A 26,146-nucleotide genomic window follows, 5' to 3' on the forward strand; every position below is an offset into this window, starting at 1 on the left:
TTTTGAAAACTATTCTATCTACAAAAAAATTAAACAAAACAGCAAAACTAAGACTTTTCGATGCTAATTTTAATGTAATAGAAGAAAAATTTATTAAGACAAAAGTTATTGATTTTCAAATTGAAACTATAAACGAATTTGTGATTTTCACTAGTAAAAATTCGGTTAAAAGCATTTTAAAAAGCAACATTAAAAGCCAAATTAAAGAGAAAAAAATAGTTTGTGTAGGTCAAAAAACCAAAAAATTTCTAGAAAAAAAACATTTTAAAGTTCAAGAAACCGCAGATTATGCAAGTGATTTGGGTTTAATAATTGAAGAAAAATATAAAAATTATTCGTTCACATTTTTTTCAGGTAATATCAGAAGAAATACTTTACCTAATCTGTTAAATGAAAACAAAATAAAATGGAATGAAGTTGTAGTTTATGAAACAGCTTTAAAACCTAAAAAAGTAACTTCAAAAATCGATGGAATTTTATTTTTTAGTCCATCAGCCGTTGAAAGTTATTTTATAGAAAACAAAATAGAAAATCAAACTTGTTTTTGCATTGGAACAACAACTGCAAAAGCATTAGAACATAAAACAAAAAATATAAAAATTGCACCTCAACCAACCGTTGAAAATGTAATTAAAGAAGTATTAAAATATTATAAATAAACTTAGCAACTCAGTTACTTAGTTCCTTTGAAACTTAAAAAAATGATTAAAAACGACTTATTCCTAAAAGCTTTAAATAACGAAACTGTAGAAAGACCACCTGTTTGGATGATGCGTCAAGCTGGAAGATATTTGCCAGAATTTATGGCCATCAAAGAAAAATATGATTTTTTCACCAGATGTAAAACGCCTGAATTAGCTTCTGAAATTACGGTTCAACCCATTAGAATCATCAAACCTGATGCTGCGATTTTGTTTTCAGACATTTTAGTAATTCCTCAAGCCATGGGAATTGATGTGGAATTAGAAGACGGAATCGGACCAGTTTTACCAAATCCAATTCGCAAAGCATCTGATGTTGATAACGTTTTTATTCCTGACATCAATGAAACTTTAGGGTATGTTATGGATGCTATTGACATGACTCGAGAAAAACTTGAAAATGAAGTTCCTTTAATTGGTTTCGCTGGTTCACCTTGGACAATCTTTTGTTATGCTGTTGAAGGAAAAGGGTCTAAAAGTTTTGATAAAGCCAAAGGTTTTTGTTTTACAAATCCTGTTGCTGCTCATTTATTGTTGCAAAAAATCACAGATACAACCATTTTATATTTGAAAGAAAAAGTAAAACATGGTGTAAATGCGGTTCAAGTATTTGATTCTTGGGGTGGAATGCTTTCTCCAGCAGATTATCAAGAGTTTTCATGGAATTATATGAACCAAATCGTAGAAGCTTTAGCACCAGAAACAAAAGTGATTGTTTTCGGAAAAGGATGTTGGTTTGCTTTAGACGAAATGGCAAAATCAAAAGCATCAGCATTAGGAGTTGATTGGACTATTACAGCAAGAAATGCAAGATATTTAACTGGTGGAAAGAAAACCTTACAAGGTAATTTTGACCCATCAAGATTGTTATCTCCAATTCCAGTTATCAAGAAAATGGTACATCAAATGATAGATGATTTTGGAAAAGATAATTACATTGTAAATCTAGGTCATGGAATTTTACCAAATATTCCAGTAGATCATGCTAAGGCTTTTGTGGAAGCTGTGAAGGAATATAAACAGTAGTTTGATTTCCTGCAAGGTTTCCAGAACCTTGTAGGTATAGTGAGTTAATAAATGAAGTTAGAAATATTAGAAAAAGAAAGGTTTTATCACATTTATAACAAAGGAATAAATGCTACTAGTATATTTTCTAACAATGATAATAAAAGATATTTTTTAAAACAATTAAAGTTATATTTAAAGGATCAAATTTCAATTTATGCTTATTGTTTAATGGATAATCATTTTCATTTGGTTATAAAAATAAATTCTGAACCTGATATTGATACACAAAGTTTTTCTAATTTTTTTAACTCTTACGCTAAAGCATATAACAAACATATTGGTAGAACAGGAAGTCTTTTTGAAAAACATTTTAAAAGAATTCGATTAGAAAATGAAGAATACTTGAAGAACTTAATAATTTATGTTCATATGAATCCTAAACATCATTTAGATATGGATTTTAAAGAATTTGTGTTTTCTTCATATCAAACTATTTTATCAGAAAAAGAAACTAAAATTGAACGAAAAACAGTTCTTGATATATTTGGAGGAAAGGATACTTTTATTTTTTGTCATAATGAAAGAAATGATAAATTAACAGAAAAATATACTTTTGAATAGAGTTTAATTTCCTGCAAGGTTTTTAAACCTTGCAGTATATTTTAAGAAGAAATAACATAAAAAACACCTACAAGGTTTTTAAAACCTTGCAGGAGAAAGGAATATGAAAGATAAATTTTACGCATACATACAAACCTTACAAGATCAAATCTGCAAAGGTTTAGAAACTCTTGATGGAAAAGCTTATTTCAAAGAAGACTTATGGAATCGTCCTGAAGGTGGTGGTGGAAGAACACGCGTTATCGAAAACGGAAATGTTTTTGAAAAAGGTGGTGTAAATATTTCCGCTGTTCATGGAAAATTACCTGATTCTATGCAAAAATTGTTCAACGTTGGAGAAGCTGATTTTTTTGCTTGTGGTTTGAGTTTAGTAATTCATCCCAAAAGTCCACTGGTGCCAACAGTTCATGCCAATTGGAGATATTTCGAAATGTATGATGATCATGGAAATGTAATCAATAGCTGGTTTGGTGGTGGACAAGATTTAACACCTTACTATTTATTTGAAGAAGATGCTACTCATTTTCATCAAACATGTAAAACAGCTTGTGACAAACATAATCCTGATTTTTATCCAAAATATAAAAAACAATGTGATGCTTATTTTTGGAATGCACATCGTGATGAAGCTCGTGGAATAGGTGGTTTATTTTTCGATTATTGCAAAGAAACTGATGACATGAAAATGGAAGATTGGTTTAACTTTGTGACTGAAGTTGGAAATAGTTTTCTCTCTGCTTATTTACCAATTGTTGAAAAACGCAAAGATTTATCTTATACAGATATTCAAAAAAATTGGCAAGAAATCCGTCGTGGTCGTTATGTAGAATTCAACTTGGTTCACGATAAAGGAACACTTTTTGGACTAAAAACTAACGGAAGAATTGAAAGTATTTTGATGAGTCTACCACCACATGTGCAATGGGTGTACGACCATCATCCTGAAAAAGGAAGTGAAGAAGAAAAGCTAATCAAAATACTTATGAATCCTATAGAATGGGTTTAAAAAAAGAGCAGTAATTTAATAACTACTGCTCTTTTTTATTTATTTTCTTTTTAGATTAATTCATGTAATCAATTAAATCTAAAGTCTGTAAAATGATGTTTTTATTTGAAAAATTAGAATTCATATTCATTTCAACTGTCATTTTATTACCATCAAATTTGTTCGAAGATTTCATTTCAATATTTCTAAATTGATCTGCTACACGCAACGCTTTTGCAGTTTCTCTTCCAAAATCCTCTACTAACATATAACTTTTAATAAAATCTTGGATGTTGAAGTTTCCTGAAAAATAATAATCCGCAGATTCTTTTGCCATTTTTTTAGAAAAATCAGATGGAGAACCTTTAGCTAAGTAGTTTAATCCATTTGTAAAGACAAGGACATCACCTTCTTTCATGATAAACATATCTCCAAATTCATTTGTTCCTTTAATTTTATAATTTCCGTTTTCTTCTACTAAAACTTCTTTCTTTATTCCTAATTTAATCAATTTTTCAGCCATTTTAGGATGAGTTGATGTTAAGATTAATGAAAATACGGGTTTGTTTTTATCAATGGTTTTTTCCACTTCAATTTCTTCATAATCATCATCATATTCAACTGTTTTGAAAGTGTATTTGAACTTTTCCATACCATGAAAAAACATGGCAAAATCTCCATCCATTAAGGTTGCAGTAGCTTCTTCATCAACAATGGTTGTCATCAAATCCATTACAATATCAATTCCTTCTTTTTCGATAGGCAAAGCAGAAAATGATTGCTCAATAATAGCTGGATAGTTTTTCAGAATTTCTGCTGTACTCATGTGATAAGTAAAATATCCTAAAGGTTCATTTTTTGGAAAATACTTATAAATGTTCTCGTTTGGTTCTCTTGAAATCACTTTTTTCATCACATTAGCTAAAGGATCTGTATATTCAAGTGTTTGCGTAACTCTAGCTTTGTCATTTTCAAAAAACATATCCATGTTCATTCCTTTAATACTATAAGTTGACTCATAAGGAATCGCATTTGGAGTCATTTTCCCAAAAAAAGCATATAATGAAGTCATTTTCCCTGTCAAAGCTTGATAATCCATCCAAGCAGAAATATCAGCATCCTTATTTACTTTTAAAGAAGTTGGTATATCTAATCCTTTTTTAAACATTTTAGCAATTTCATTGGCTTGTCTTTCATGTTTAATTTTTCTTTCTTCTGCTACTCTTTTTTCGTTGTCTTCTCTCATTTTTTTGAAGTACTCATCGTCATAATAATCATCATAGTCTTCTTCCATTTCTTCTCCTTCTACCTCAACAACTTCAACAGCATCATAATCTTCTTCTACTATTTCTGTACTTTCAATCATTACTTCTTCAACCTCAATTGCTTCTTCATCATAAGATTCATCATAAACAGTTTCTTCGAATTCATAAGCGTTTCCATATGGGTTATAACTTCTTGGATTTGATTCATAACTGATATACACAACTAAAACTTTTTTATTCCAAGCCAATGAGTAATCTTCATTTGCTGGAGAATACATTGAATAGTTTGATTTTTTTACAATTTTATCATTTTTTGAATCTTGATTTTTTTGAATCATACGCTGCACTAATTCTGTAGTTTTCTTTTCATCAACAATTGGAAGCGTAATTTGCGTATAAGAAATACTGTCTTTAAATGTTCCGTGAATAGTTGCGTTTTTAGATTTATCCAAAAGAGAAACAAAATCTTTTAATTTGAAATCTGAATTTTGTTTGTTGAAACTTTTGAATATTTTGTGACTAAACAAACTATCTATATTTACTTTTTTAGCAAATTGTGTGGTGTTGAACTGAACAAAATAATCATAATTTTCTTTATTGTTTTGACTGAAAACAAAGAAGGGTAGTAACAGTAATAGAGCGTAGAATTTTTTCATGTTAAATATTAAGGTGTAAAAATAATTGTGTTATTCATCAGGCTGTTGTCATTTAAAACATTCCAAACATTATGTTTCAAAAAAACAGTTTTTTTTGATTTTGAAAGTTTACTGTTGGCATTTTGAACCGTTTTTACTTCTTTATCAAAATTATAAACAGCCGTAATTTTTGCTTCTTGTAAATCTTCTTTTTTATCTTTCTTTTCTTTTAATTTTTCTGGAATTGGATAAGAAGCAATGCGTTCAAATTTTCCATTTGATTCTTTAAAATGATCAAGTTTTGTTTCTTTATCTATAGTGTTTAAAACTGCATTTAAAGTTTCAATAGAATTGTAGGTAAAATTTAACTTAAAAACATAATTGCTAAAGTCATAGGAAGTAGAAATTTTTGTAGCTCCTTTTATTTTGGAAGCATCACTTCTAAATTGAGCTAGTTTTTGCTTCATTTCGGCTTCACTGGGTATTTTCTCACCGTCAACTTCACCTAACATTATAGCAGCTCTTGTCTTTATCCAAGAATCCGAAAAATCTATTACCAAACTATAATCACCACTTTGATCTGCTTTATGGTTAATTTTTTCAGTTACTTGAAAACAACTGGTAACCAAAATACAAAGTAATAAAAGACTAAATTTTTTCATCGCTCAAAAATATAATTTATTTTATCAAATTTAATTCCAAATGACTGCTTTTTTTGTGGTTTTTTCAAAAGCATTTGATAAATGTAACATTCTAGCTTTTATAAGAAGTTTTCTTCCTTTGACATTTCTAGTATAAACCACTTTTGATGAACTTACATTTTTCTTCCAATAATATAAAAAAACATTGCAACGTTCTTTTTTATCACCAAACAATTGAGGAACTGAATAGTAATTTTCTATTTCAAAATTATCCCTTAACCAATTTGTTTTTATGATAATGTAGCGTGGATTTTTGATTGGTTCAATTATTTCATGTAAGGAATTGATAAATAAAGAACTTTCTATTTCAGAAGTTCCTTGAATTGAACAAACTACTTCTCCTCTTTGTTGAATTTGAGTTGTCAATTTTATTTTAGACTTTTCTGTTTGAATTATATCCAAATCAATCATACTATCTAATAATGCCTTGCTAATATTTTCCAAATCCTTGTGTAAAAGTCCAAATTGGATATAATTTTTTATGGCTACATAAGATTTATAACCAAAGGTAAGTGCTAAAGAACCTAGAAGTGTATAGATAAATGCTAGTATTCCTTTTGATATCAGAATTTGAAGATTTTTTATTAAAAATTGAGGTAGAAAAAATGAAACGGCTACTGATATTTCAAGCATTCCATAACTTACGACATCCTTAAAAGCGGCTTTTTTCTCAACAATATAGGGTTGCTTTCCTTCATAATATTGTTTTATTTCTCTTGAAATTCCTGTACCTTTATGAATTGCAGTTTCCCATTTGTTTTTTAAAAGGTGTCTATTATTCGCTTCAAAAAGAGATTTTTTATTTAAATCTTCAATTGAAATTTCTTCAAAATTGTTAGGTAAATCAAGTCTATCAATACCGCTTTCTATATAGGGAGTTTCCGAATTTGAAATCCCAACAAAAGCATCAAATCTTCTTTTTAAAGTTTCAATATCTTTTCCACCATTTGGATCTGTTGGATCAAGACAGACTAGATGCCAAATGTTACCTGTTTTATTAAAATTTCCTTTTTGGGTTCGAATGGCTCTTCCTCGCATTTGATTAGAGGACACAAATGAACCAATAAAAGACGCTAAAATCAAAGTGTTTATGGATGGAGCATCCCAACCTTCTCCTAATAAGGATTTGGTGCCAATTAATATTTTAATGTTTCCCTTTTCAAACAATTTTGTAATTGTGTCTACTATATGATTGGCACCTGTTTTAGGAATAACTTCAACAAATTCAGCATCTGTATCCAAAGGTAAAAAACTATAGTTATCTGTATTTTCAAATTGTTCAAAAGCAGCAATGGTTAAAGCATGAATAATAACTAATGTTCCTGTTAAAACCGCAATTTCTTTTTTAGGAATTCCATTACTTCTTAAATGATGAAAAATTGGAATTACTCCCAATCTATCAATTGATTTTATATCTTCCTCTTTGATGTTTTTGAACTCTTTTTTAATATAGTCAGTCAAAACTACAGCTCTCAAGTCTGTTTTTAGATGATGGTATTCCTTTTCGATTATTTTAGTAATACTTTCCAATTTACTTGGACTATTGGCTAAAGACTTGTATAAATAATCTCCTCCTATTAAATCTACTTTTTTATTTTCAAAAACATTTAATCTTCTTAATTTTAATTCTAAAGATGATAAATATTCTTCGTCATCAACCAAGGATAGTCTATCAGAAACTAATAAATTTTGAAATAACAGCTCTGCCCAGTTGTTAGAAAATTCTGGAAACTCTATTTTTTCTTTTTCTTCAAATCCTAAAACTAACAATTTTTCTTTTGGAATTTCTTGTTGTATAGCATTTAAGAATATTAAAATAGCAGAAAAATATTCAGGATTATTATAAATTTCATCAAGGCAATATTCCGTTCGAGTTATAAAACGATGTGAGTTTATATATGAAATGAAAACTTGATTCTGTTTCAATTCTTCAATGAAATTTGAAATTTTCATTCGGTATTCAAAAATGAAATTTATCTCTAAATCTCTGGGTTTCGAAAAATACACATAATCTTGATGAGGACATAAATCCCCTTCTTTAATCAATTCTGGCACTGCTATTTCATCGTCGATATTGCCACAAAGTTTAAAATATTTCGAAACTTCTAATGCATCACTATCATAAGGTGGAGTTGCTGTTAAAGCAATTACAATTAATTTTTTCTCTTCTTTTAATTGATATAAACATTTCCACCATTCATTTTTTAAATGATGTGCTTCATCCAATATTAAAACTTCTATATTCTCACGTTCAAAAAAAGCATAATATTCCGTAGGCGAATCAAATTTTTTGTAAAAAGAGTGTAAGGATTGATAAGTAGAAAAAGTTACAACATTTGGTTTATTCAAATCAAATGAATAATCATTGAATCTGTCTTCTGTTAAAAAAAAGCTTTGTAATCTACTTTCCCATTGATTTCTTACGGTTAAAGTTGGTGCTAAAACAAGTGTTTTTTTGCCAACTTGTCTCATTATTTCAATACCAAGAATAGTTTTACCTGAACCTGGTGGAGCAACAACGTGTAAATGATTGTCGTTGATATGATTTACAATATTATTTATAAAGTTTTCTTGATAAGATCTCCAGGGATAAATAAATTTAAGCTTATTAAAAGGCATAGAAAGGATTAGTATTTTTATCTTTGTATCAAATATAGAAAAATTATGTTTCCACTTAGAAGAAATCGCAGATTAAGAACAAATGAAGCAATTCGTTCATTAGTTCGTGAAACCGTTATAACTCCAAATGATTTTTTAGTACCCTTGTTTGTTGTTGAAGGAAAAGGTATCAAAGAAGAAATTCCTTCCATGCCAAACTATTTTCGTTATAGTTTAGACTTATTGGAAAAAGAAGTAAAAGAACTTTGGGCAATGGGTTTAAAATCGGTTTTAGTCTTCGTGAAAGTTCCAGATAATTTAAAAGATAATAAAGGAACCGAAGCATTAAATCAAAATGGTTTAATGCAAAGAGCTGTAAAAACAATAAAAAACGCTGTTCCTGAAATGATTGTCATGACAGATGTTGCTTTAGATCCTTATTCGATTTATGGGCATGATGGTGTCATTGAAAATGGTATGGTTGCTAATGATATCACTTCTTCTATTTTGGCAGAAATGGCTTTATCTCACGCAAAAGCTGGTGCTGATTTTGTAGCTCCAAGTGATATGATGGACGGAAGAATACTGGAAATGCGTGAACTATTAGAAGACGAAGGTTTTATCAACACCGGAATTATGAGTTATAGTGCCAAATATGCTTCTGCGTTTTATGGGCCTTTTAGAGATGCTTTAGATTCTGCTCCTGTTGATTTAATTGACATTCCTAAAGATAAAAAAACCTATCAAATGGACTATCACAACAGAACAGAAGCGATTCGTGAAACAGAAATGGATATTGATGAAGGTGCTGATATTGTAATGGTAAAACCAGGAATTGCCTATTTAGATATTGTAAGAGATATTAAAAATGCCGTTGATGTTCCTGTTGCTGTGTATCAAGTTTCTGGTGAATATGCTATGATTAAAGCGGCTTCAGAAAGAGGTTGGCTAGATCATGATGCTGTTATGATGGAGCAAATTACTGCTATTAAAAGAGCTGGTGCAGATGTGATTGCTAGTTATTTTGCCAAAGATGTTATTCGATTATTAAAATAAAAAACATGAAATACTTAGTCCTTATTTTTACCTTAATTTCTTTAAATGCTTTTGCTCAAAATGAATCAATTGATGCATTTCTTGAAAAATGGGAAAACTCAAAAAACTATTTACTTGAAATTGCGAAAGCAATGCCTGAAGACAAATATGATTTCAAACCCACAGAAAGAGAAATGTCTTTTGGAGAACAATTGATTCATACTAAAGGAAATATGGATTGGTTAAGTACTTCCTATTTCACTGCTGAAAAATTTGACAAAAAGAAAGACGAAAACGTTTATTCAAAAGAAGAAATTATTACAATGTTAGAAACATCTTTTAACAATGTGAGTGAAATAATTAAAAATGCAAAACCAGAATCCTTGAATGAAAAAGTTGAATTTTTTGCTGGTCCAAAAACAAGATTGCAGATTTTAAACTTACTTCAAGATCATGTTACACACCATCGTGGTCAACTGATTGTTTATTTGAATTTAAACGAGATTGTTCCTCCTAAATATGTAGGATGGTAATTTCATTGTATGACATTTATCACAATTAAAACATCCATTTAATTGTAAATTTGAAATAATTTTTAATTTTTAATCACAATGAAATCCTATTTAAAATCCGTATTTGCAATTGCTTTAACTTTAGTTTTTGTTAGCTGTGGAGACAAAAAACCAAAAGAAGATTTTGGCAAACCTACTGAAGAAGTTTCAACAACTGAATCAACATCAACATCGCTTGTGGATCAAGGAAAAGAAATTTTTGATGGCAAAGGTGCTTGTCTTGCCTGCCACAAACCTAATGTAAAAATTATTGGTCCTAGTTTGGCTGATATTTCAAAAATATATAAAGAGAAAAATGCAAGTATTGTTTCTTTCTTAAAAGAGGAAAGCGAACCCATTGTAGATCCGTCTCAATATGAAGTAATGAAAACGAACTTTGCCATTACAAAAAGCATGAGCGAAGAAGAACTAAAAGCACTTGAAGCTTATGTCTTAAGTTTTTAATTTATTCTACAACTAATTTGAAACCAACTCTTGGAATATTTTCTATTCTAACGTTGGTTTCATCTTTTATAATTTTTCGTAATCTTGAGATAAAAACATCTAAACTTCTTCCCATAAAATAATCATCGGTTCCCCAAAGTGCAGTTAAGATTTTTTCTCTTTTCAAAACCGTATTTGGATTTTCCAAAAACAATTGCAATAAAGCAGCTTCTCTTTCGGTTAACGTAATGTCTTTTTCACTGTTTTTCAACTGATAATTTTCTGGTTCAAATTCAAACGAACCAAATTGGTAAGTTTTAATAGTTTTTTCCACAGATTTTTGACTTCTATTTAAGAATATTTCAATTTTTAAAATCAGCTCTTCAATAGAATAGGGTTTTATTAAATAATCATCTGCTCCCAATTTCAATCCTTTTATCCGATCTTCTTTCATGGTTTTGGCACTCAAAAAGATAATAGGAATTTCTTGATTTCGTTTTCTAATTTCGGTTGCAATTTCAAACCCATCCATGTCTGGAAGCATGATATCCAAAACACACAAATCAAAATTTTCTTTACAAAAAAGATCAAAAGCTTCTTTTCCATTGTTGCTATGTACAACTTCAAAATGATTTTCTAAATTATCAGCCGTTAAAAAAGCCAATGTTTCATCATCTTCTACGTATAAAATTCGCTTCTTATCCATTGATGTCTTCTTTATTTATTAAAATCTTAACGGTAATTCCTTTATTTGAATTATTTTTCAAAGTAACTTTCCATTTGTGCAAATCGCAAATACGTTTTACATAAGAAAGTCCAATTCCAAAACCTTCAATATCTTTATTATCTACACGAGTAACTCTATAAAATTTATCGAAAATAAAAGGCAAATCTTTTGAAGGAATTCCACTTCCGTTGTCAGAAAAACTTAATAGTAAACCGTTGTTTTTTTCTTTAGCTTGTATGTTTACTTCAATATCTTTTCCAGAATATTTTATAGCATTATCAATGATGTTGTAAATGATATTGTAAAAGTGAAATTGATCTGCTTTAATTTGATAATTTTTATCTAAATCAATCTTAAAATTAATTTCTTTTTGATGTTTTAGTAAAATATTCTCTTTCACTAAATCAATTGTTTTATCTAAGTCAACCGTTGATTTCTCCAATAAAATTTGATTGCTATCTGTTTTGGCAACATATAAAATCTTTTCAATATGTTGGTTCAATTTATTACTTTGATTTATAATTATCTGAACATATTTAGAAAGCTTTGGGTTGTCTTTAATTTCATTTTGTGAATTGGCAAAATTGGAAGCAATCAAAATTGATGACAAAGGAGTTTTGAATTCGTGCGTCATATTATTAATAAAATCTTTTTGGAGTTCCGTATATCTTTTTTGTTTCAACATTAGAAAGACAGAGTATACATATATTATAAGAACTAAAAATAAGACAAATGTAAATATCCAATATTGCTGTAAATTTCCATAAAAGGTCTTGTTAATATCTGGAAAACGAATCGCAAAATAATAGATTAAATCATTGTTGGTTGAAAAACATTCTTCACATTTATCGGGAGTTTTTCCGGTAGAAGACACATAATTTCCATACACCATTTTGTCTGAGCCGCAATTGTATATGGCATATTCAAAATCTAAATCAATATTTACTTTTTGAAATTCTACTTTTAAGTAATGTTCTAATATTTTATTTTCAAAAACATCATCAACATTTACAATATAATAATCATCTGAAACTTTTTTAATTTGATTATTAAAAGTAATACTAGATTTATTGTCCGAATAAATACGCTCCACAACATCTTGTAGCGCAAAAAAGATTTTACTTTCTAGCTCTTTCTTTTCAAATTTCAATGCTTTGTTTAGTAGTAACAATTGCATGATAATTACACCTACAATGGCTAAGAAACCTATAAATATTACAATATTAAATCGTGTTAGTCTCATAATTGATGCTATATTAGCACAAAATTAGAATAATAATTACACTGTTAACAACTCATTAACAATCATTAAAATGTGGTTAACAAAAGCATTTATTTTAAATTTTAGTTTTGTAAAGGTAAAATATAAAACAATTTTAAAAACACATATTATGAAAACAATTAAATTAGCAATAGTAGCCTTATTTATTTCTGCTGCTTCATTTGCACAATCACCAGAAATGAAAGCTGCAACTCCTGTTTTAACAAAACAAGCTCCATCTTTAATTAAATGGGATACTGAATTGCATGATTTTGGAACATTAAACCAAGGTAAACCAGCAACTTATGAGTTTACTTTTACAAATACTTCAAAAGAAACAGTTTTAATTACAAACGTAAGACCTTCTTGTGGTTGTACTGCTGCTAACTATACAAAAACTCCAATCAAACCAGGAGAAAAAGGAATGGTTGCTGCAACTTACAATGCTGCATCTCCTGGAAATTTTGCAAAATCAATTACTGTAACAACTAGTGATTCTGAATTACCAAAATCATTAACAATAAAAGGTAAAGTTGAAGCTGCTCCAGCTCCAGCTCAAGAGACTAAAACTCTTGCAAACTAAATATAAAAATACAACAACTTTTATTATTCATCTTTTAAAAGGAAAAAACCATCAGTGAAAACTGGTGGTTTTTTGTTATTTTTACTTTATGGAAATTGCAATCTTTAAAACAGTTTTAGGATTCACAGAAATTACTGGTGATGAAAATGGAATATCTACAATTCATATCTTTGATGATGAACAAAAAGTGTCCGAAAAAATCCCAACCCAACTTCAAAATGCAATTGTTCAATTAAACGAATATTTTGAAGGAAATAGAACTTCTTTTGATTTCAAATTAAATCCAAAAGGAACAGAATTCCAAAAAAAAGTATGGGAAGAATTATTTAAAATTCCCTTTGGAAAAACCATGTCTTACCAAGAACTAACTATTAAACTTGGTGAGATAAAAGCTATTAGAGCTGTTGCCAATGCTAATGGTAAAAACCCTCTTTGGATTGTTGTTCCTTGTCATAGAGTTCTAGGCTCAGACGGTTCATTAACAGGTTATGCTGGTGGTTTATGGAGAAAAAAATGGTTATTAGAACACGAAAATCCTGTAAAACAACAATCATTGTTTTAAAATCTAAATCGAATTCTCTTTTTTCAATAGAAATTTCATTAAATTCGTACTAAACAATTTTAAAATGAAATTTCTCAAAAAAGTCTTCAAGTGGTTTGCTATTGTTTTAGTAAGCATGATTATTTTAATGTACATTTTTGATGTAGATTATTTGCTAAGAGCTGTAAGAACCATTTATTTTAGAGGATATACTACAGCCTTTTTAGAGGATTATACCCATTTTCCAAATAGAGAAATCAAAAAAGGAACAGCTCAACCTTGGAATATTGCCAAAGATTATAATTCTGTTGAAGCAACTCCAACTTTAGCTGAAACTCACAAAGAGCTTCAAACTATTGCTTATGTAATCATTAAAAATGATAGTATTTGGCACGAAAGTTATTTTGATGGATTTGATAAAGATTCAAAATCCAATTCTTTTTCAATGGCAAAAAGTATTGTTACAGCTGCTCTTGGAAAAGCTACAATGCAAGGAAAAATAAAAAGTTTAGACCAAAAAGTAACTGATTTTTTTCCTGAATTGAAAGGGAAATTTGCCAAAGAAGTAACAGTTGGTGATTTATCATCAATGGCTTCTGGTTTAAGTTGGGACGAAAAATATTATAGCCCATTTTCAATAGTAACTCGTGCTTATTTTGATGATGATTTGAAAAAAGTAATTCTAGGTTTAGAAATCAATGAAAAACCTGGTCAATCATTCAAATATCTAAGTGGTGCAACCCAATTATTAGCTATGTGTATTGAAAAAGCAACTGGTGAATATGTATCCGATTATGTTTCTAAAAACTTTTGGCAACCTATGGGTGCTGAAAATGAGGCATTATGGCAATTAGACCACGAACCTGATGGTATTGAAAAAGCTTATTGTTGTATTGCAAGTAACGCAAGAGATTTTGCACGTTTTGGAAAACTGTACAAACAAAACGGAAAATGGAATGGTGAACAAATTTTAGATTCAACTTTTGTAAAAAAATGCATTACACCACGATTTGAAAGTAGTCCACAATATGGTTATGGTTGGTGGATGCATAACATCAAAGGAAAAGAGTTGTTTTACATGAGAGGACATTTGGGGCAATTTGTAATTGTAATTCCGGAAGATGATTTGATAATTGTACGTTTAGGTCATTTAAAAGGTGTTCAAACTGAAACTGATCCACATAGTGATGATTTGTATGTTTATGTGGAAGAAGCATACAAGATGTTAGAGAAGAGAAAATAAAAGAATTATGAGTGGCCATTTTTCAGCTTTTAAAAATAGAGAAAAAAATAGTGAAGTAAAAAAAGCTTTTAGAAGAGAAACATTAGGTACTAAAAAATCTAATCTAATAGAATATGGCTCATTTGGTAATGAAGGTGATAAAAACTTACCATCTTTATCTGAAGAAGAATTAAAAAAGATTAAAAAAGAAATTAAAGAAAGTATTCAATCCAAGAAAAAGAAAAACAACCTAATATTTGGTACTTTATTCTTTGTAATTATTGCAATTTTAGTTTATTTAAGTATAAAATATAATGTCTTCTAATTTATAAAACCATGATAGAAAAAGTAAACCTCAACAACATTTTATTTTTAGATATAGAAACGGTTCCTCAAGAAACTAGTTATTTGGGAATGGATGAAGAAACCAAAAAGCTTTGGGAACAAAAAACACAATACCAAAGAAGAGATGAAGTTACCGCAGAAGATTTTTATGAACGCGCTGGAATTTGGGCTGAATTTGGTAAAATCATCTGTATTTCGGTTGGTTTTTTTAACAATAAAGGTGATATTAGAAACTTTAGAGTAACATCTTTTTTTGGCGAAGAAAAACAAATTTTGAAAGACTTTTCTAACTTACTGAATGAAAATTATAATTTAACTGCCAATTTGTTGTGTGGTCATAACATCAAAGAATTTGATATTCCCTTTATTGCTCGTAGAATGATAATTCATGGAATTGCTCTGCCTAGTAAAATAAATTTATTTGGTAAAAAACCTTGGGAAGTGCCTCATTTAGATACTTTAGAATTATGGAAATTTGGAGATTACAAACATTTTACTTCTTTAAAGCTTCTTACCAAAATTTTAGGCATTCCATCGCCAAAAGACGATATTGATGGAAGCGAAGTAGCAAGAGTTTTTTATATAGAAAATGACATTGACAGAATTGTAACCTATTGTGAAAAAGACGTAATCGCTGTAGCTCAAGTATTCTTAAAAATGCGAAGAGAAGATTTGTTGGTGGATGATGAGATTTTACATGTTTAAATGAAATTCCAATACAGAAATTCCAAATTTCAAAATTGCTATTGATTTTTGACATTGCTATTGTTATTTAAATGGATTTATTACTTTTACAAAAATTCGAATTATGGTATTGAGTAGGTTTTGGTTGGCAATTTTTGTTTCGTCAATTCTTTTTGTTGTAATAAGTTTATTTTCTGGAAACACTTATACTATTGATTTTCTTTTAAATGGAAAAAAAGATGATCCTGTTTTAGTTTCAGAAAAATTCTTACATGAAATTCCGGTTTTCATCAAAGATAGTATTGAAAAATCTGCTGATAAAAAATACATTTTAGATAACATCAAAACAAATCCTGATACAACTTACGTCTACCAAAATCAAACCGTAAAAATATATAGTGGTGTTCAAAAATCGGATGGTTTATTGGCAACTGCTAAAAGTAGTTTGGTAGATTTAATCATTCCTTTAATTGCTTATTTAGCTTTCTTTTGTGGTTTAATGCAACTACTAATTGATTCAGGTGCTTCTGAAAAATTGGCTAAAAAGTTGAGTCCAGTTTTTTCAAAAATATTTCCTTCTGTTCCCAAAAATCATGAATCAATTTCCTATATGACTTTAAATTTTGCGGCAAACTTTCTTGGATTAGATTCAGCTGCAACACCTTTTGGACTGAAAGCGATGCAAAGTCTTCAAGAAATAAATCCTGATAAAGACAAAGCGAGTGATGCTCAAATTATGTTTATGTGTTTGCATGCTGCTGGTTTAACATTGATTCCAACCTCAATTATTGGCTATCGTGCTGCTGAAAATGCTGCCAATCCTGCTGATGTAATGTTGCCTTGTATTATCACTTCGTTTATTGGAACAATTGCTGCTTTTATTATTGTTGGAATTCGTCAAAGAATTAATTTTAAAAGTGCTTCGTTGGTTGTAGCTTTAATGGGAATGATTGGTGCCATTGTTGGATTATTATTTTATATCAACGCTTTAGATTTAGTAGAAAAAAACTTTTTTACCTCTAATTTATCTGGATTAATGTTGGTTGCCATAATTGCTTTTACTTTAATTTTTTCATGGATTAATGAAAAGAAATTCTCCGCTTTAAAAACCACAATTTTTGATTCATTTGTAGTTGGAGCAAATAATGGTTTAAAAACGGGTGTGACTATTTTTCCTTATGTTTTAGCTATGCTTGTTGCGATTTCAATGTTTAGAAATAGTGGTTTGTTTGATTTAATTTCACAAGGAATTGCTTTTATTGCTTCTCATGCAGGAATGAGTAAAGAAATTACAGATTCTCTACCTGTTGCTTTATTAAGGCCTTTTAGTTCTGGTGGTTCCCGTGGATTTATGATTGATGCAATGAAAACGTATGGACCAGATTCTTTAACTGGAAGATTGAGTAGTATTTTTCAATGTAGTGCAGAAACAACGTTTTACGTAATTGCTGTTTATTTTGGTAGCATCAACATGAAAAACACAAGATATACGCTAGGAACGATGCTTTTAGTTGATTTAATCTGTGTAATAACTGCTATCTTTGTGGCTAGTTGGTTTTTTTAATCAAACTTAATGTGATGTTTTGTCATTCTGAACTTGATTCAGAATCTCACAACATATAACAGCTATTAAAAATTAAAGATCCTGAATCAAGTTCAGGATGACAAAAGGAAAGCAACAACTTATAAATTTAATATTACAAATATGTTTACTGATTCTTTCAAAGATTTTTATTCGAAATTTAAAACAAGTTTATCGGATGGAACTTTTGCAAAATTGACTTTTGCAAAAACCATTGGAAACACCGAATTAAAAAACATCTACATCAGACCAATTATTGATGAAGACATATTGAAATTGGAATTAAAATTCAGATTTCAAAAAGAAGAATTGTTTGAAATTTATACGATTGAAAAAGCATTTGACAGATTACTTCCTTTTATAAACAATCCGTTTTTATCAATTATTTTATTTACAACTGAATTTGATTTAACCTATAAATTAAATAAAAAGAGAATTGTAAATTTATCAGACCAACATCCAACTTTTGGGAATGCTAATGAGGTTTTGTTGGAGTATTTGAATAGTGGAAAAACGATTAAATAAAAAATGCTTCCCGAAGAAAGCATTTATATATTTTTAATTTAAAATCATTTCCGGAATATCTCCTTCAATAATTAATGTGCCTTCTGTGGCATTTTTAATATCTTCTATTGAAACTCCTGGAGCTCTTTCTAGTAATTTGAACCCTTTTGGTGTTACTTCAATTACGGCTAACTCAGTTACGATTTTCTTTACACAACCAACTCCTGTTAAAGGAAGCGAACATCTTTTTAAAAGTTTGGATTCTCCAGCTCTATTAACGTGCATCATTGCCACAATAATATTTTCTGCTGAAGCTACTAAATCCATTGCTCCACCCATTCCTTTTACCATTTTACCTGGAATTTTCCAATTAGCAATGTCACCATTTTCAGCAACTTCCATTGCACCTAAAATGGTTAAATCTACTTTTTGAGATCTAATCATTCCAAAACTAAAAGCAGAATCGAAGAAACTTGCTCCTGGTAAAGTTGTGATAGTTTGTTTTCCTGCATTGATAATATCTGCATCTTCTTCTCCTTCAAAAGGGAAAGGTCCCATCCCTAAAACTCCATTTTCAGACTGAAATTCGACTGAAATATCGTCTCTTACAAAATTGGCTACTAAAGTTGGAATTCCAATTCCTAGGTTTACATAATAACCGTCTTTTACTTCTTTTGCAATTCGCATTGCAATTTGATTTTTATCTAGTGCCATAATTATTTCTGTCTTACTGTTCTTTGTTCTATTCTTTTTTCAAATTTTTCACCTTGGAAAATACGATTAACCATAATTCCGGGAATATGAATTTGATTTGGATCTAATGTGCCTGCTGGAACTAATTCTTCTACCTCAGCAATTGTAATATTTGCAGCTCCAGCCATAACAGCGTTGAAATTTCTAGCTGTTCCTTTGAATATTAAATTTCCTGCTTCATCACCTTTCCATGCTTTTACTATAGCAAAATCAGCTTTATAGGCTAATTCCATTACGTGCATTTTACCGTTGAATTCTCTTGTTTCTTTTCCTTCTGCTACTTCAGTTCCAAAACCTGCTGGTGTAAAAAATGCTGGAATTCCAGCTTGAGCAGCTCTACATTTTTCAGCTAAAGTCCCTTGAGGTGTTAATTCTACATCTAATTCTCCTGAAAGCATTTGACGTTCAAATTCAGCATTTTCTCCAACATAAGAAGAAATCATTTTTTTAATTTGTTTCTTTTGTAACAACAAACCTAGTCCGAAATCATCAACTCCTGCATTATTTGAAATACAAGTTAATCCAGAAGTGTTCATTTTTACAAGTTCAGCAATACTATTTTCGGGAATTCCACAAAGACCAAAACCACCTAACATTATAGTCATGTTGTCTTTTATACCTTCTAATGCTTCTTGAACATTATTTACTTTTCTATTAATCATGATTGTTCTAAAATTTGCTTAAAAGTATAAAAAAAACACCTTCTTTCAAAGGTGTTTTTCATAAATTAAGACTCTAATTAAATTGTAATTCATCAATATCTGGAACTATAGTTTCTGTAGTATCAATAACCTTTCTTGGTGTCCAACAATCCACTTTAATAGACATATCGGCTGGTTTAGGAAATCTTTCTTGGGAAATATTTAATGATTTGTCTTTATAGCATTTATCCATGAAAATTCCCCAAATTGGCAATGCCATTGTTGCTCCTTGTCCATAATAAGTTCTTCTAAAATGAGCCGACCTGTCTTCATTTCCAACCCAAACACCAGCGGCTAAATTAGGAACCATTCCCATAAACCAACCATCAGAGTTGTTTTGAGATGTTCCTGTTTTACCAGCAATTTCATTTTGAAGATTGTAATTATAGGTCATAAAACCTGCACTACCTCTTCTTAATCTTGCACCTGTTCCTGCATCTTCTGTTACACCTGCCATTAATTTAACAACTGCATAAGCTACTTCTTTGTTAACTACGTCTTTTGTTTCTGGCATACTTTCAAATATAACAACTCCGTTTTTATCTTCAATACGAGTGATGATTTGAGGTTTTACATACTGTCCTTCATTGGCAAATGTACTTAATGCAGCAACCATTTCCTCTACAGTAATTTCAACAGCTCCTAATGCTATAGCTGGTCTTGCTGGAATTTCTGAAGAAACTCCTAATCTATGAACCATATTTACAACGGATTCTGGTCCAACTCTGTCCATTAATTTTGCAGAAATTGTATTTACTGAATTGGCTAATGCTGTTTTTAAATTGATTAAACCTCTAAATTTTCCGTCAGAATTTCTTGGTGACCAAGATTGAGTAATTCCCCATTTACCTTTTGGCATTGTAAATGGTCCGTCAATAATTGAATCACACGGTGACATTCCTAATTGATCAATAGCTGTTGCATAAACAAATGGCTTGAAAGTAGATCCTACTTGTCTAGCTCCTTGACCTACGTGGTCGTATTGAAAATATTTTTGGTCAATTCCACCAACCCAAGCTTTAACATAACCTGTTTGTGGTTCCATTGCCATAAAACCTGTTTGCAAGAAATGTTTGTAATAAATAATGGAATCTTTTGGAGTCATTACTGTATCTCTTTCTCCATTCCATGTAAAAATTTTCATTTTGGTTTTTACATCAAAAGATTTTAAGATTTCTTCTTCCGTTTTATCATCACCTTTCATGATTCTCCAACGTTCCGAATTCTTCATCGCTCTTTTGATGATACTGTTGGTTTCTTCATCTGTTAAGTTAACAAAAGGTGCGTTTTTCTTTCCTTTAGCTTCTTCAAAAAATTTTGCTTGAAGATTTTTTAGATGCATTGCAACTGCTTCTTCTGCATATTTTTGCATTTTAGAATCAATAGTTGTGAATATCTTTAAACCATCTTTGTGAATGTCATAAGTTGTTCCGTCTGGTTTTGGATTTTCTTTGGTCCATTTTTTTAGATAATCACGTAAGTATTCTCTAAAATAGGTTGCAATTCCATCATTGTGGTTTTCTAATTTGAAATCTAATTCTATTGGTTTTACTTTTAATTCTGCAAATTTTTCTTCAGAAAGATGTTTGTTTCTAACCATTTGTCCTAAAACAATGTTTCTTCTTTCTGTTGATCTTTCTTTGAATCTATTTGGGTTAAATCGAGAAGGATTTGTAAGCATTCCAACCAAAACTGCACTTTCTTCGATTGTTAATTCATTTGCTTTTTTGTTGAAATAAATTTTTGAAGCTGAAGAAATTCCGATTGCGTTGTTCACAAAATCAACTTGATTTAAATACATGGCAATGATTTCTTGTTTGGTGTATTGTCTTTCTAAACGAACAGCAATAATCCATTCTTTAACTTTTTGAACAATTCGAACAATTAAATTTTTCGAACCATCTGCTCCATGAAATAAGTTTTTTGCTAATTGTTGTGTGATTGTACTTGCTCCACCATCCTTACCAAATCTTGAAACAGCTCGTATAAAACCTTTAGCATCAATACCAGAATGGTCATAAAAACGCTCGTCCTCAGAAGAAACTAAAGCATTAACTAAATGCTCTGGAAGATCTTTAAATTTTACTGGTATTCTGTTTTGAATAGCAAATTTTCCAATGGTTTTTCCGTCAGAAGAAATGATTTCTGAAGCAATATTTGAATTTGGATTTTCTAGTTCGTCAAAGGTTGGCATTTCACCAAAAAACCCCCATGAAGCTAGAAAGAAAAAAGCTACTACGGCTATCATTCCATAGGTAAAAAGAATCCAAAATTTTCTTATATAATCAGAGAAATTCTCTTTATTGTTCTTTTTTGCAGTTGCCATATTCTAAATTATTTTTTTTCAATTCTAAAACCAACTTCTGTTATACCTTGTAATTCTCCAACTCCTTTAACTTTGCCTGTTTCTCTATTGGCTTGTGAAATTGAAACTGAATATTGTCCTGATTTTGGAAACTTAAAATTCTCCTTAAACCAAAGTTTATTGTGTTTTGTATCTGTAATTCCTTCTCCTAATAAAGTTCCATCAGGATTTGCCATTAAATACTCAAGTGTATCTACTTTTACAACATTATCAGGTTGATTTACTTTAACAATCAAAAACAAATTGTTAAAAGGATAATCATTGTTGTTTCTAACCGTAACAAACATGTTGTATAAATTAATAGTGTCCTTTTGCTCAAACGAAAATTCTACTTGATTTTTTGAAGTCCACTTTCCATCAAGACTAACATATTCATCAAAAAATCTTTTATCGTCACAAGAAGTAAAAATCACGATAAAAAATAAAAGCAAAACACTATTTCTTTTTAGGTTCATTTGGCTTCTTTTTAAAATTTTTCTTTCTCTTATTGTTGTTTTTGTTCTTTCTTGTTGGTTGGTCAAATCGTGTTAAACTATCTTGACCTACAACATTTTGATATGTTTTTTCTATTTGAGGTGCAGTTTCAACAACATACTCTTCAAGAGAAGATACTCGTTCTTTCTTCTTGTTAACAATTAAAATTTCTTTTACTTGAGCTACTGGTAAAACGTGCCAATGTGCTGGACTATTTGCATACGAAAACCACATTAACTCTTTGAAAATATCAATTTTTTGACAAAATGCATCTCCTTTTTCTGTGTATAGTTTGGTGTCCATGTCTGGAATGTGCTTCAATGCGTCTAAATAAGTATCTAACTCATAATTTAAACAACATTTAAGTTTTCCGCATTGACCTGCTAATTTTTGAGGATTTAAAGAAAGCTGTTGATAACGTGCTGCTGAAGTATTTACACTTCTAAAATCTGTTAACCATGTAGAGCAACATAATTCTCTTCCACAGGAACCAATTCCACCAAGTCTTGAAGCTTCTTGACGGAATCCAACTTGTTTCATTTCGATTCTTATGCTAAATTCACGAGCAAATTCTTTAATTAACTGTCTAAAATCTACTCTATCATTTGCTGTATAATAAAAGGTTGCTTTCGATCCATCACCTTGATATTCAATATCAGAAATTTTCATTTCTAATTTTAAATTTATGGCAATTTCTCTAGCTTTTACTTTTATTTTTTCTTCTTTTTCACGGCAATCTGACCAAATGTCGATATCTTTTTGAGTAGCTTTTCTGTATATTTTAGCCAAATCACCATCTGGATTTTCACCTTTTTTCTTCATTTGAACTTTTACTAATTCTCCTGTAAGTGAAACAATTCCTATGTCATGACCTGGTGAAGCTTCTGTTGCGACAACATCTCCGATTGAAAGTGTTAGTTTTTCAGTATTTCTAAAAAATTCTTTTCTACCGTTTTTAAAACGTATCTCAACGGCATTAAAAGGCTCTTGTCCACCAGGCAAGGCCATGTTAGACAACCAATCAAAAACCGTTAATTTGTTGCAGCTATCGGTGCCGCAAGTCCCATTATTTTTACATCCCTTAGGTGTGCCGTCTTTAGCACCCGTAGAACAGTTTGTACATGCCATAATTTGAATATATATTGATTGTTCCGATTAAAGAACTACTTGTCAAAAGTGTGTTTTGAGTGTAAAGATACTATAATTTTACATATACTAAAACGCTAAATATTTACACAAAAATAAAACCTACTTACATTTAAACGTAAATAGGTTTTATAAAGTATACTATTCTAAAATCTTGGTTAAAAAAACAGATTAAATTTAATTTAAAATTTTAAATAATTTATCCGAAAGCCTTACTCTAAAAGGTACTTCAAAAGTAATTTTATCACCAGCTTTTGCTTCAGAAGCTTCTTTTCCATTAACCAACATTTTTTCCAAAACTAATTCTTGATTTCCAGTCGTTGGTCCTGAAATTAAGATTTTATCACCAACCTTTAATTCTTTATTATCAATAGTAAAAAGTCCAACTTTTGCTTTTACGTAATAATGTTCTGTTTTACCAATTAAAACTTTCTTTGTTTTTATTTTTTGTTGAATTTCTTTTGTTTTACTCACAACAGCTAAAGGAATGTCAGATAATTCACCTGAATGTTTGAATTTTAATTTTTCAGATTTCCCTTTTCGGAAGACTTTATTTCCAACTTGTTTTCCACTTCTTAATTTAACTTGTTCAGCTAAAGGCAAATGTGTAATTTCTAAACACTCTGTTGAACAACAGTTTTCCATAGCTGTTTTGCATTCATCACATTGAATAAATAGCAAATGACAACCGTCATTGTAGCAATTGGTATGATTGTCGCATGGTTTTCCACATTGGTGACATTGAGAAACGATATCTTCTGTAATTCTTTCTCCTAAACGATTATCAAAAACGAAATTTTTTCCAATGAATTTACTTTCAAGACCTTCTTCTTTAATTTGTTTAGCATATTGAATAATTCCTCCTTCTAATTGAAATACATTTTTAAAACCTTGATGTTTGTAGTAAGCACTTGCTTTTTCGCATCGAATTCCTCCGGTGCAATACATAACTAGGTTTTTGGTTTCTTTAAAATCTTTCAATTGTTCGTTTATGATAGGTAAACTCTCTCTAAAAGTTTCTACATCTGGTGTTATAGCTCCTTTGAAATGACCAACTTCACTTTCGTAATGATTTCTAAAATCTACAACAATAGTGTTTGGGTCTTCTAAAATTGCATTAAATTCTTTGGCTTTTAAATGAACTCCTTTATTGGTTACATCAAACGTTTCGTCATTTAAACCATCAGCCACAATTTTATGACGAACTTTAATGGTTAATTTTAAAAATGAATGATCATCTTGTTCAACAGCTTCATTCAATCGAATACCTTTCATGAAATCGTAAACTTCTAAAGTTTCACGAAAAGCTTCTAAATTTTCAGCAGGAATACTCATTTGAGCATTAATTCCTTCATGAGCTACATAAATTCGGCCAAGTGCATCAAGTGCATTCCAAGCTACGAATAAATCATCTCTAAATTTTTTGGGATCTTCAATTTTGGCATACGCATAAAAAGAAAGTGTAAGACGTTGCTTACCTGCTTCATCAATAAGTTGAGCTCTTTCTTCTGCGCTTAAGGTGTTATACAGTTGCATGCTATAAACTTTAAATTACAGAATTATTTTTTTTAAATCCTAAATGGAAGGATTTGGATGCAAAGGTATAAAAATGCCTTAAAAATCAAATTTTTAAATCTAAAATAAAACATATTAACAATTTTTGGAACACTAAAAAAAAGCAGTATTTTTACGAAAAATATATGCAATTATGAGTTCAGATAAAGAAGCCAAATTAAAAGCGTTACAGCTAACATTAGACAAATTAGATAAAACCTACGGAAAAGGAACCGTGATGAAATTAGGTGATTCTGCTGTTGAAGAAGTAGAAGCTATTCCTTCTGGCTCATTAGGGGTTGACATTGCTTTAGGAGTAAATGGTTATCCAAGAGGTAGAGTCATTGAAATATATGGTCCAGAATCTTCTGGTAAAACTACATTGACCTTACATGCCATTGCTGAAGCTCAAAAAGCAGGTGGAATTGCAGCATTTATTGATGCTGAACATGCTTTTGATCGTTTTTATGCTGAAAAATTAGGAGTTGACATTGACAATTTAATCATTTCTCAACCTGACAATGGAGAACAAGCTTTAGAAATTGCTGAGAATTTAATTCGTTCTGGTGCAATTGACATTGTAGTTGTCGATTCAGTTGCTGCATTAACTCCAAAGAGTGAAATTGAAGGAGATATGGGTGATTCTAAAATGGGATTACATGCTCGTTTGATGTCACAAGCTTTGAGAAAATTAACTGGAACTATTCATAAAACGAATTGTACCGTTTTCTTCATTAACCAATTGAGAGATAAAATTGGAGTAATGTTTGGAAGTCCAGAAACTACAACTGGTGGAAATGCTCTTAAATTTTATGCTTCTGTTCGAATTGATATCAGACGTTCTACACAAATTAAAGATGGTGAAAATGTTATTGGAAATAGAACTAAAGTTAAAATCGTTAAAAACAAAGTTGCTCCACCATTTAGAACAGCCGAATTCGATATCATGTATGGTGAAGGAGTTTCTAAAGTTGGGGAAATTTTAGATTTAGCAGTAGAATATGAAATTGTGAAAAAAAGTGGTTCATGGTTTAGCTATGGGGAAACAAAACTAGGCCAAGGAAGAGATGCTGTTAAACTTTTGATAAAAGACAATCCAGAGTTAATGGATGAATTAGAAGCTAAAATTAAAGATTACTTAGCAGAAAACAAATCATAAC

General features: G+C 30.1%; 26 protein-coding genes. 15 read left to right on the top strand and 11 right to left on the bottom strand.

What is annotated here, in order from left to right; genetic code table 11:
* The first annotated feature begins 2 nt into the window (after positions 1-2).
* From AABJ49_RS03040 to hemF, 4 genes are all read left to right on the top strand, one after another.
* Positions 3-659, top strand: coding sequence for a uroporphyrinogen-III synthase (locus AABJ49_RS03040; protein WP_338376028.1), 657 nt, complete (start codon positions 3-5; stop codon positions 657-659).
* A 42-nt stretch (positions 660-701) separates the two neighbouring features.
* Positions 702-1,727: a uroporphyrinogen decarboxylase gene (gene hemE, locus AABJ49_RS03045; protein WP_338376029.1), complete on the top strand. Its 1,026-nt coding sequence runs from the start codon at positions 702-704 to the stop codon at positions 1,725-1,727.
* A 51-nt stretch (positions 1,728-1,778) separates the two neighbouring features.
* Positions 1,779-2,330 (top strand): transposase, encoded by a 552-nt coding sequence (locus tag AABJ49_RS03050; RefSeq protein ID WP_338376031.1) that lies wholly within the window; start codon positions 1,779-1,781, stop codon positions 2,328-2,330.
* Between the two features lie 103 nt (positions 2,331-2,433).
* Positions 2,434-3,336, top strand: coding sequence for an oxygen-dependent coproporphyrinogen oxidase (gene hemF / locus AABJ49_RS03055; protein ID WP_338376033.1), 903 nt, complete (start codon positions 2,434-2,436; stop codon positions 3,334-3,336).
* Between the two features lie 55 nt (positions 3,337-3,391).
* Here hemF and AABJ49_RS03060 read toward each other — a convergent pair whose 3' ends face one another.
* Genes AABJ49_RS03060 through AABJ49_RS03070 form a run of 3 tightly spaced genes read right to left on the bottom strand, consistent with a single transcriptional unit; the run spans position 3,392 to position 8,535 of the window.
* Complete coding sequence (locus AABJ49_RS03060; protein WP_338376036.1) at positions 3,392-5,236, bottom strand: hypothetical protein; 1,845 nt, start codon at positions 5,234-5,236, stop codon at positions 3,392-3,394.
* Between the two features lie 8 nt (positions 5,237-5,244).
* Positions 5,245-5,877 (bottom strand): hypothetical protein, encoded by a 633-nt coding sequence (locus tag AABJ49_RS03065; RefSeq protein ID WP_338376037.1) that lies wholly within the window; start codon positions 5,875-5,877, stop codon positions 5,245-5,247.
* Positions 5,878-5,907: 30 nt separating this feature from the next.
* Entirely contained in the window at positions 5,908-8,535 is a 2,628-nt protein-coding gene (locus AABJ49_RS03070) for a DEAD/DEAH box helicase family protein (protein ID WP_338376038.1), read from the bottom strand.
* Between the two features lie 45 nt (positions 8,536-8,580).
* Here AABJ49_RS03070 and hemB point away from each other — a divergent pair, with 45 nt between their 5' ends.
* The 3 genes from hemB (at position 8,581) to AABJ49_RS03085 (ending at position 10,565) form a co-directional block, all read left to right on the top strand.
* Positions 8,581-9,570, top strand: coding sequence for a porphobilinogen synthase (gene hemB, locus AABJ49_RS03075; protein ID WP_338376039.1), 990 nt, complete (start codon positions 8,581-8,583; stop codon positions 9,568-9,570).
* A 5-nt stretch (positions 9,571-9,575) separates the two neighbouring features.
* On the top strand, positions 9,576-10,082 hold the full coding sequence (locus AABJ49_RS03080) for a DinB family protein (RefSeq protein WP_338376041.1): 507 nt from the start codon (positions 9,576-9,578) through the stop codon (positions 10,080-10,082).
* A gap of 78 nt (positions 10,083-10,160) precedes the next feature.
* The gene (locus AABJ49_RS03085) at positions 10,161-10,565 is read left to right on the top strand and encodes a c-type cytochrome (protein WP_338376043.1); all 405 of its coding nucleotides are present in this window, start codon (positions 10,161-10,163) and stop codon (positions 10,563-10,565) included.
* 1 nt (position 10,566) lies between these two features.
* Here the strand turns inward: AABJ49_RS03085 and AABJ49_RS03090 are convergent, their stop codons facing one another.
* Positions 10,567-11,250 carry a response regulator transcription factor gene (locus tag AABJ49_RS03090; RefSeq protein WP_338376045.1) on the bottom strand — a complete coding sequence of 228 codons (684 nt, stop codon included), beginning with the start codon at positions 11,248-11,250 and terminating at the stop codon, positions 10,567-10,569.
* Complete coding sequence (locus AABJ49_RS03095; protein ID WP_338376047.1) at positions 11,243-12,514, bottom strand: HAMP domain-containing sensor histidine kinase; 1,272 nt, start codon at positions 12,512-12,514, stop codon at positions 11,243-11,245. Before AABJ49_RS03095 ends, AABJ49_RS03090 begins: the two co-directional genes overlap by 8 nt.
* A 148-nt stretch (positions 12,515-12,662) precedes the next feature.
* Here AABJ49_RS03095 and AABJ49_RS03100 point away from each other — a divergent pair, with 148 nt between their 5' ends.
* From AABJ49_RS03100 to AABJ49_RS03130, 7 genes are all read left to right on the top strand, one after another.
* On the top strand, positions 12,663-13,115 hold the full coding sequence (locus AABJ49_RS03100) for a DUF1573 domain-containing protein (protein ID WP_338376049.1): 453 nt from the start codon (positions 12,663-12,665) through the stop codon (positions 13,113-13,115).
* A gap of 88 nt (positions 13,116-13,203) precedes the next feature.
* Positions 13,204-13,677 (top strand): methylated-DNA--[protein]-cysteine S-methyltransferase, encoded by a 474-nt coding sequence (locus tag AABJ49_RS03105; protein WP_338376050.1) that lies wholly within the window; start codon positions 13,204-13,206, stop codon positions 13,675-13,677.
* A 64-nt stretch (positions 13,678-13,741) separates the two neighbouring features.
* Positions 13,742-14,899 (top strand): serine hydrolase, encoded by a 1,158-nt coding sequence (locus AABJ49_RS03110; RefSeq protein ID WP_338376052.1) that lies wholly within the window; start codon positions 13,742-13,744, stop codon positions 14,897-14,899.
* A gap of 7 nt (positions 14,900-14,906) precedes the next feature.
* Positions 14,907-15,203: a hypothetical protein gene (locus tag AABJ49_RS03115; protein WP_338376053.1), complete on the top strand. Its 297-nt coding sequence runs from the start codon at positions 14,907-14,909 to the stop codon at positions 15,201-15,203.
* Positions 15,204-15,214: 11 nt separating this feature from the next.
* Complete coding sequence (locus tag AABJ49_RS03120) at positions 15,215-15,928, top strand: 3'-5' exonuclease (RefSeq protein WP_338376054.1); 714 nt, start codon at positions 15,215-15,217, stop codon at positions 15,926-15,928.
* 103 nt (positions 15,929-16,031) lie between these two features.
* Positions 16,032-17,471 (top strand): nucleoside recognition domain-containing protein, encoded by a 1,440-nt coding sequence (locus AABJ49_RS03125; protein WP_338376055.1) that lies wholly within the window; start codon positions 16,032-16,034, stop codon positions 17,469-17,471.
* Between the two features lie 141 nt (positions 17,472-17,612).
* Positions 17,613-18,014 carry a hypothetical protein gene (locus AABJ49_RS03130; RefSeq protein WP_338376056.1) on the top strand — a complete coding sequence of 134 codons (402 nt, stop codon included), beginning with the start codon at positions 17,613-17,615 and terminating at the stop codon, positions 18,012-18,014.
* Between the two features lie 33 nt (positions 18,015-18,047).
* On the opposite strand, the gene AABJ49_RS03135 is transcribed toward AABJ49_RS03130, so the two are convergent.
* The 6 genes from AABJ49_RS03135 to AABJ49_RS03160 form a co-directional block, all read right to left on the bottom strand.
* Positions 18,048-18,707, bottom strand: a complete 660-nt coding sequence (locus AABJ49_RS03135) for a 3-oxoacid CoA-transferase subunit B (protein ID WP_338376057.1) — start codon at positions 18,705-18,707, stop codon at positions 18,048-18,050.
* Positions 18,708-18,709: 2 nt separating this feature from the next.
* Positions 18,710-19,408, bottom strand: a complete 699-nt coding sequence (locus AABJ49_RS03140) for a CoA transferase subunit A (RefSeq protein ID WP_338376058.1) — start codon at positions 19,406-19,408, stop codon at positions 18,710-18,712.
* 73 nt (positions 19,409-19,481) lie between these two features.
* Complete coding sequence (locus tag AABJ49_RS03145; protein ID WP_338376059.1) at positions 19,482-21,773, bottom strand: transglycosylase domain-containing protein; 2,292 nt, start codon at positions 21,771-21,773, stop codon at positions 19,482-19,484.
* A gap of 8 nt (positions 21,774-21,781) precedes the next feature.
* Positions 21,782-22,267, bottom strand: a complete 486-nt coding sequence (locus AABJ49_RS03150) for a gliding motility lipoprotein GldH (protein ID WP_338376060.1) — start codon at positions 22,265-22,267, stop codon at positions 21,782-21,784.
* Positions 22,248-23,414, bottom strand: a complete 1,167-nt coding sequence (ricT, locus tag AABJ49_RS03155; protein ID WP_338376061.1) for a regulatory iron-sulfur-containing complex subunit RicT — start codon at positions 23,412-23,414, stop codon at positions 22,248-22,250. Before ricT ends, AABJ49_RS03150 begins: the two co-directional genes overlap by 20 nt.
* 195 nt (positions 23,415-23,609) lie before the next feature.
* Entirely contained in the window at positions 23,610-24,968 is a 1,359-nt protein-coding gene (locus tag AABJ49_RS03160; RefSeq protein WP_338376062.1) for a rhodanese-related sulfurtransferase, read from the bottom strand.
* A 172-nt stretch (positions 24,969-25,140) separates the two neighbouring features.
* On the opposite strand from AABJ49_RS03160, the gene recA reads away from it, so the two are divergent.
* On the top strand, positions 25,141-26,145 hold the full coding sequence (gene recA / locus AABJ49_RS03165) for a recombinase RecA (protein WP_338376063.1): 1,005 nt from the start codon (positions 25,141-25,143) through the stop codon (positions 26,143-26,145).
* The last annotated feature ends 1 nt before the right edge of the window (position 26,146 follow it).

Origin of the sequence: uncultured Flavobacterium sp., from assembly GCF_963922255.1 — a bacterium.
GTDB lineage: Bacteria > Bacteroidota > Bacteroidia > Flavobacteriales > Flavobacteriaceae > Flavobacterium.

Excerpts from the sequence above, each read along its gene's own strand:
- AABJ49_RS03100 (WP_338376049.1), top strand. The coding sequence starts at position 12,663 with ATGAAAACAATTAAATTAGCAATAGTAGCCTTATTTATTTCTGCTGCT.
- hemB (WP_338376039.1), top strand. The coding sequence starts at position 8,581 with ATGTTTCCACTTAGAAGAAATCGCAGATTAAGAACAAATGAAGCAATT.
- AABJ49_RS03125 (WP_338376055.1), top strand. The coding sequence starts at position 16,032 with ATGGTATTGAGTAGGTTTTGGTTGGCAATTTTTGTTTCGTCAATTCTT.
- ricT (WP_338376061.1), bottom strand. The coding sequence starts at position 23,414 with ATGGCATGTACAAACTGTTCTACGGGTGCTAAAGACGGCACACCTAAG.
- AABJ49_RS03120 (WP_338376054.1), top strand. The coding sequence starts at position 15,215 with ATGATAGAAAAAGTAAACCTCAACAACATTTTATTTTTAGATATAGAA.
- AABJ49_RS03065 (WP_338376037.1), bottom strand. The coding sequence starts at position 5,877 with ATGAAAAAATTTAGTCTTTTATTACTTTGTATTTTGGTTACCAGTTGT.
- AABJ49_RS03060 (WP_338376036.1), bottom strand. The coding sequence starts at position 5,236 with ATGAAAAAATTCTACGCTCTATTACTGTTACTACCCTTCTTTGTTTTC.
- hemF (WP_338376033.1), top strand. The coding sequence starts at position 2,434 with ATGAAAGATAAATTTTACGCATACATACAAACCTTACAAGATCAAATC.
- AABJ49_RS03095 (WP_338376047.1), bottom strand. The coding sequence starts at position 12,514 with ATGAGACTAACACGATTTAATATTGTAATATTTATAGGTTTCTTAGCC.
- AABJ49_RS03150 (WP_338376060.1), bottom strand. The coding sequence starts at position 22,267 with ATGAACCTAAAAAGAAATAGTGTTTTGCTTTTATTTTTTATCGTGATT.
- AABJ49_RS03085 (WP_338376043.1), top strand. The coding sequence starts at position 10,161 with ATGAAATCCTATTTAAAATCCGTATTTGCAATTGCTTTAACTTTAGTT.
- AABJ49_RS03050 (WP_338376031.1), top strand. The coding sequence starts at position 1,779 with ATGAAGTTAGAAATATTAGAAAAAGAAAGGTTTTATCACATTTATAAC.
- AABJ49_RS03135 (WP_338376057.1), bottom strand. The coding sequence starts at position 18,707 with ATGGCACTAGATAAAAATCAAATTGCAATGCGAATTGCAAAAGAAGTA.
- AABJ49_RS03160 (WP_338376062.1), bottom strand. The coding sequence starts at position 24,968 with ATGCAACTGTATAACACCTTAAGCGCAGAAGAAAGAGCTCAACTTATT.
- hemE (WP_338376029.1), top strand. The coding sequence starts at position 702 with ATGATTAAAAACGACTTATTCCTAAAAGCTTTAAATAACGAAACTGTA.
- AABJ49_RS03115 (WP_338376053.1), top strand. The coding sequence starts at position 14,907 with ATGAGTGGCCATTTTTCAGCTTTTAAAAATAGAGAAAAAAATAGTGAA.
- AABJ49_RS03080 (WP_338376041.1), top strand. The coding sequence starts at position 9,576 with ATGAAATACTTAGTCCTTATTTTTACCTTAATTTCTTTAAATGCTTTT.
- AABJ49_RS03105 (WP_338376050.1), top strand. The coding sequence starts at position 13,204 with ATGGAAATTGCAATCTTTAAAACAGTTTTAGGATTCACAGAAATTACT.
- AABJ49_RS03130 (WP_338376056.1), top strand. The coding sequence starts at position 17,613 with ATGTTTACTGATTCTTTCAAAGATTTTTATTCGAAATTTAAAACAAGT.
- AABJ49_RS03145 (WP_338376059.1), bottom strand. The coding sequence starts at position 21,773 with ATGGCAACTGCAAAAAAGAACAATAAAGAGAATTTCTCTGATTATATA.
- AABJ49_RS03070 (WP_338376038.1), bottom strand. The coding sequence starts at position 8,535 with ATGCCTTTTAATAAGCTTAAATTTATTTATCCCTGGAGATCTTATCAA.
- AABJ49_RS03110 (WP_338376052.1), top strand. The coding sequence starts at position 13,742 with ATGAAATTTCTCAAAAAAGTCTTCAAGTGGTTTGCTATTGTTTTAGTA.
- recA (WP_338376063.1), top strand. The coding sequence starts at position 25,141 with ATGAGTTCAGATAAAGAAGCCAAATTAAAAGCGTTACAGCTAACATTA.
- AABJ49_RS03090 (WP_338376045.1), bottom strand. The coding sequence starts at position 11,250 with ATGGATAAGAAGCGAATTTTATACGTAGAAGATGATGAAACATTGGCT.
- AABJ49_RS03140 (WP_338376058.1), bottom strand. The coding sequence starts at position 19,408 with ATGATTAATAGAAAAGTAAATAATGTTCAAGAAGCATTAGAAGGTATA.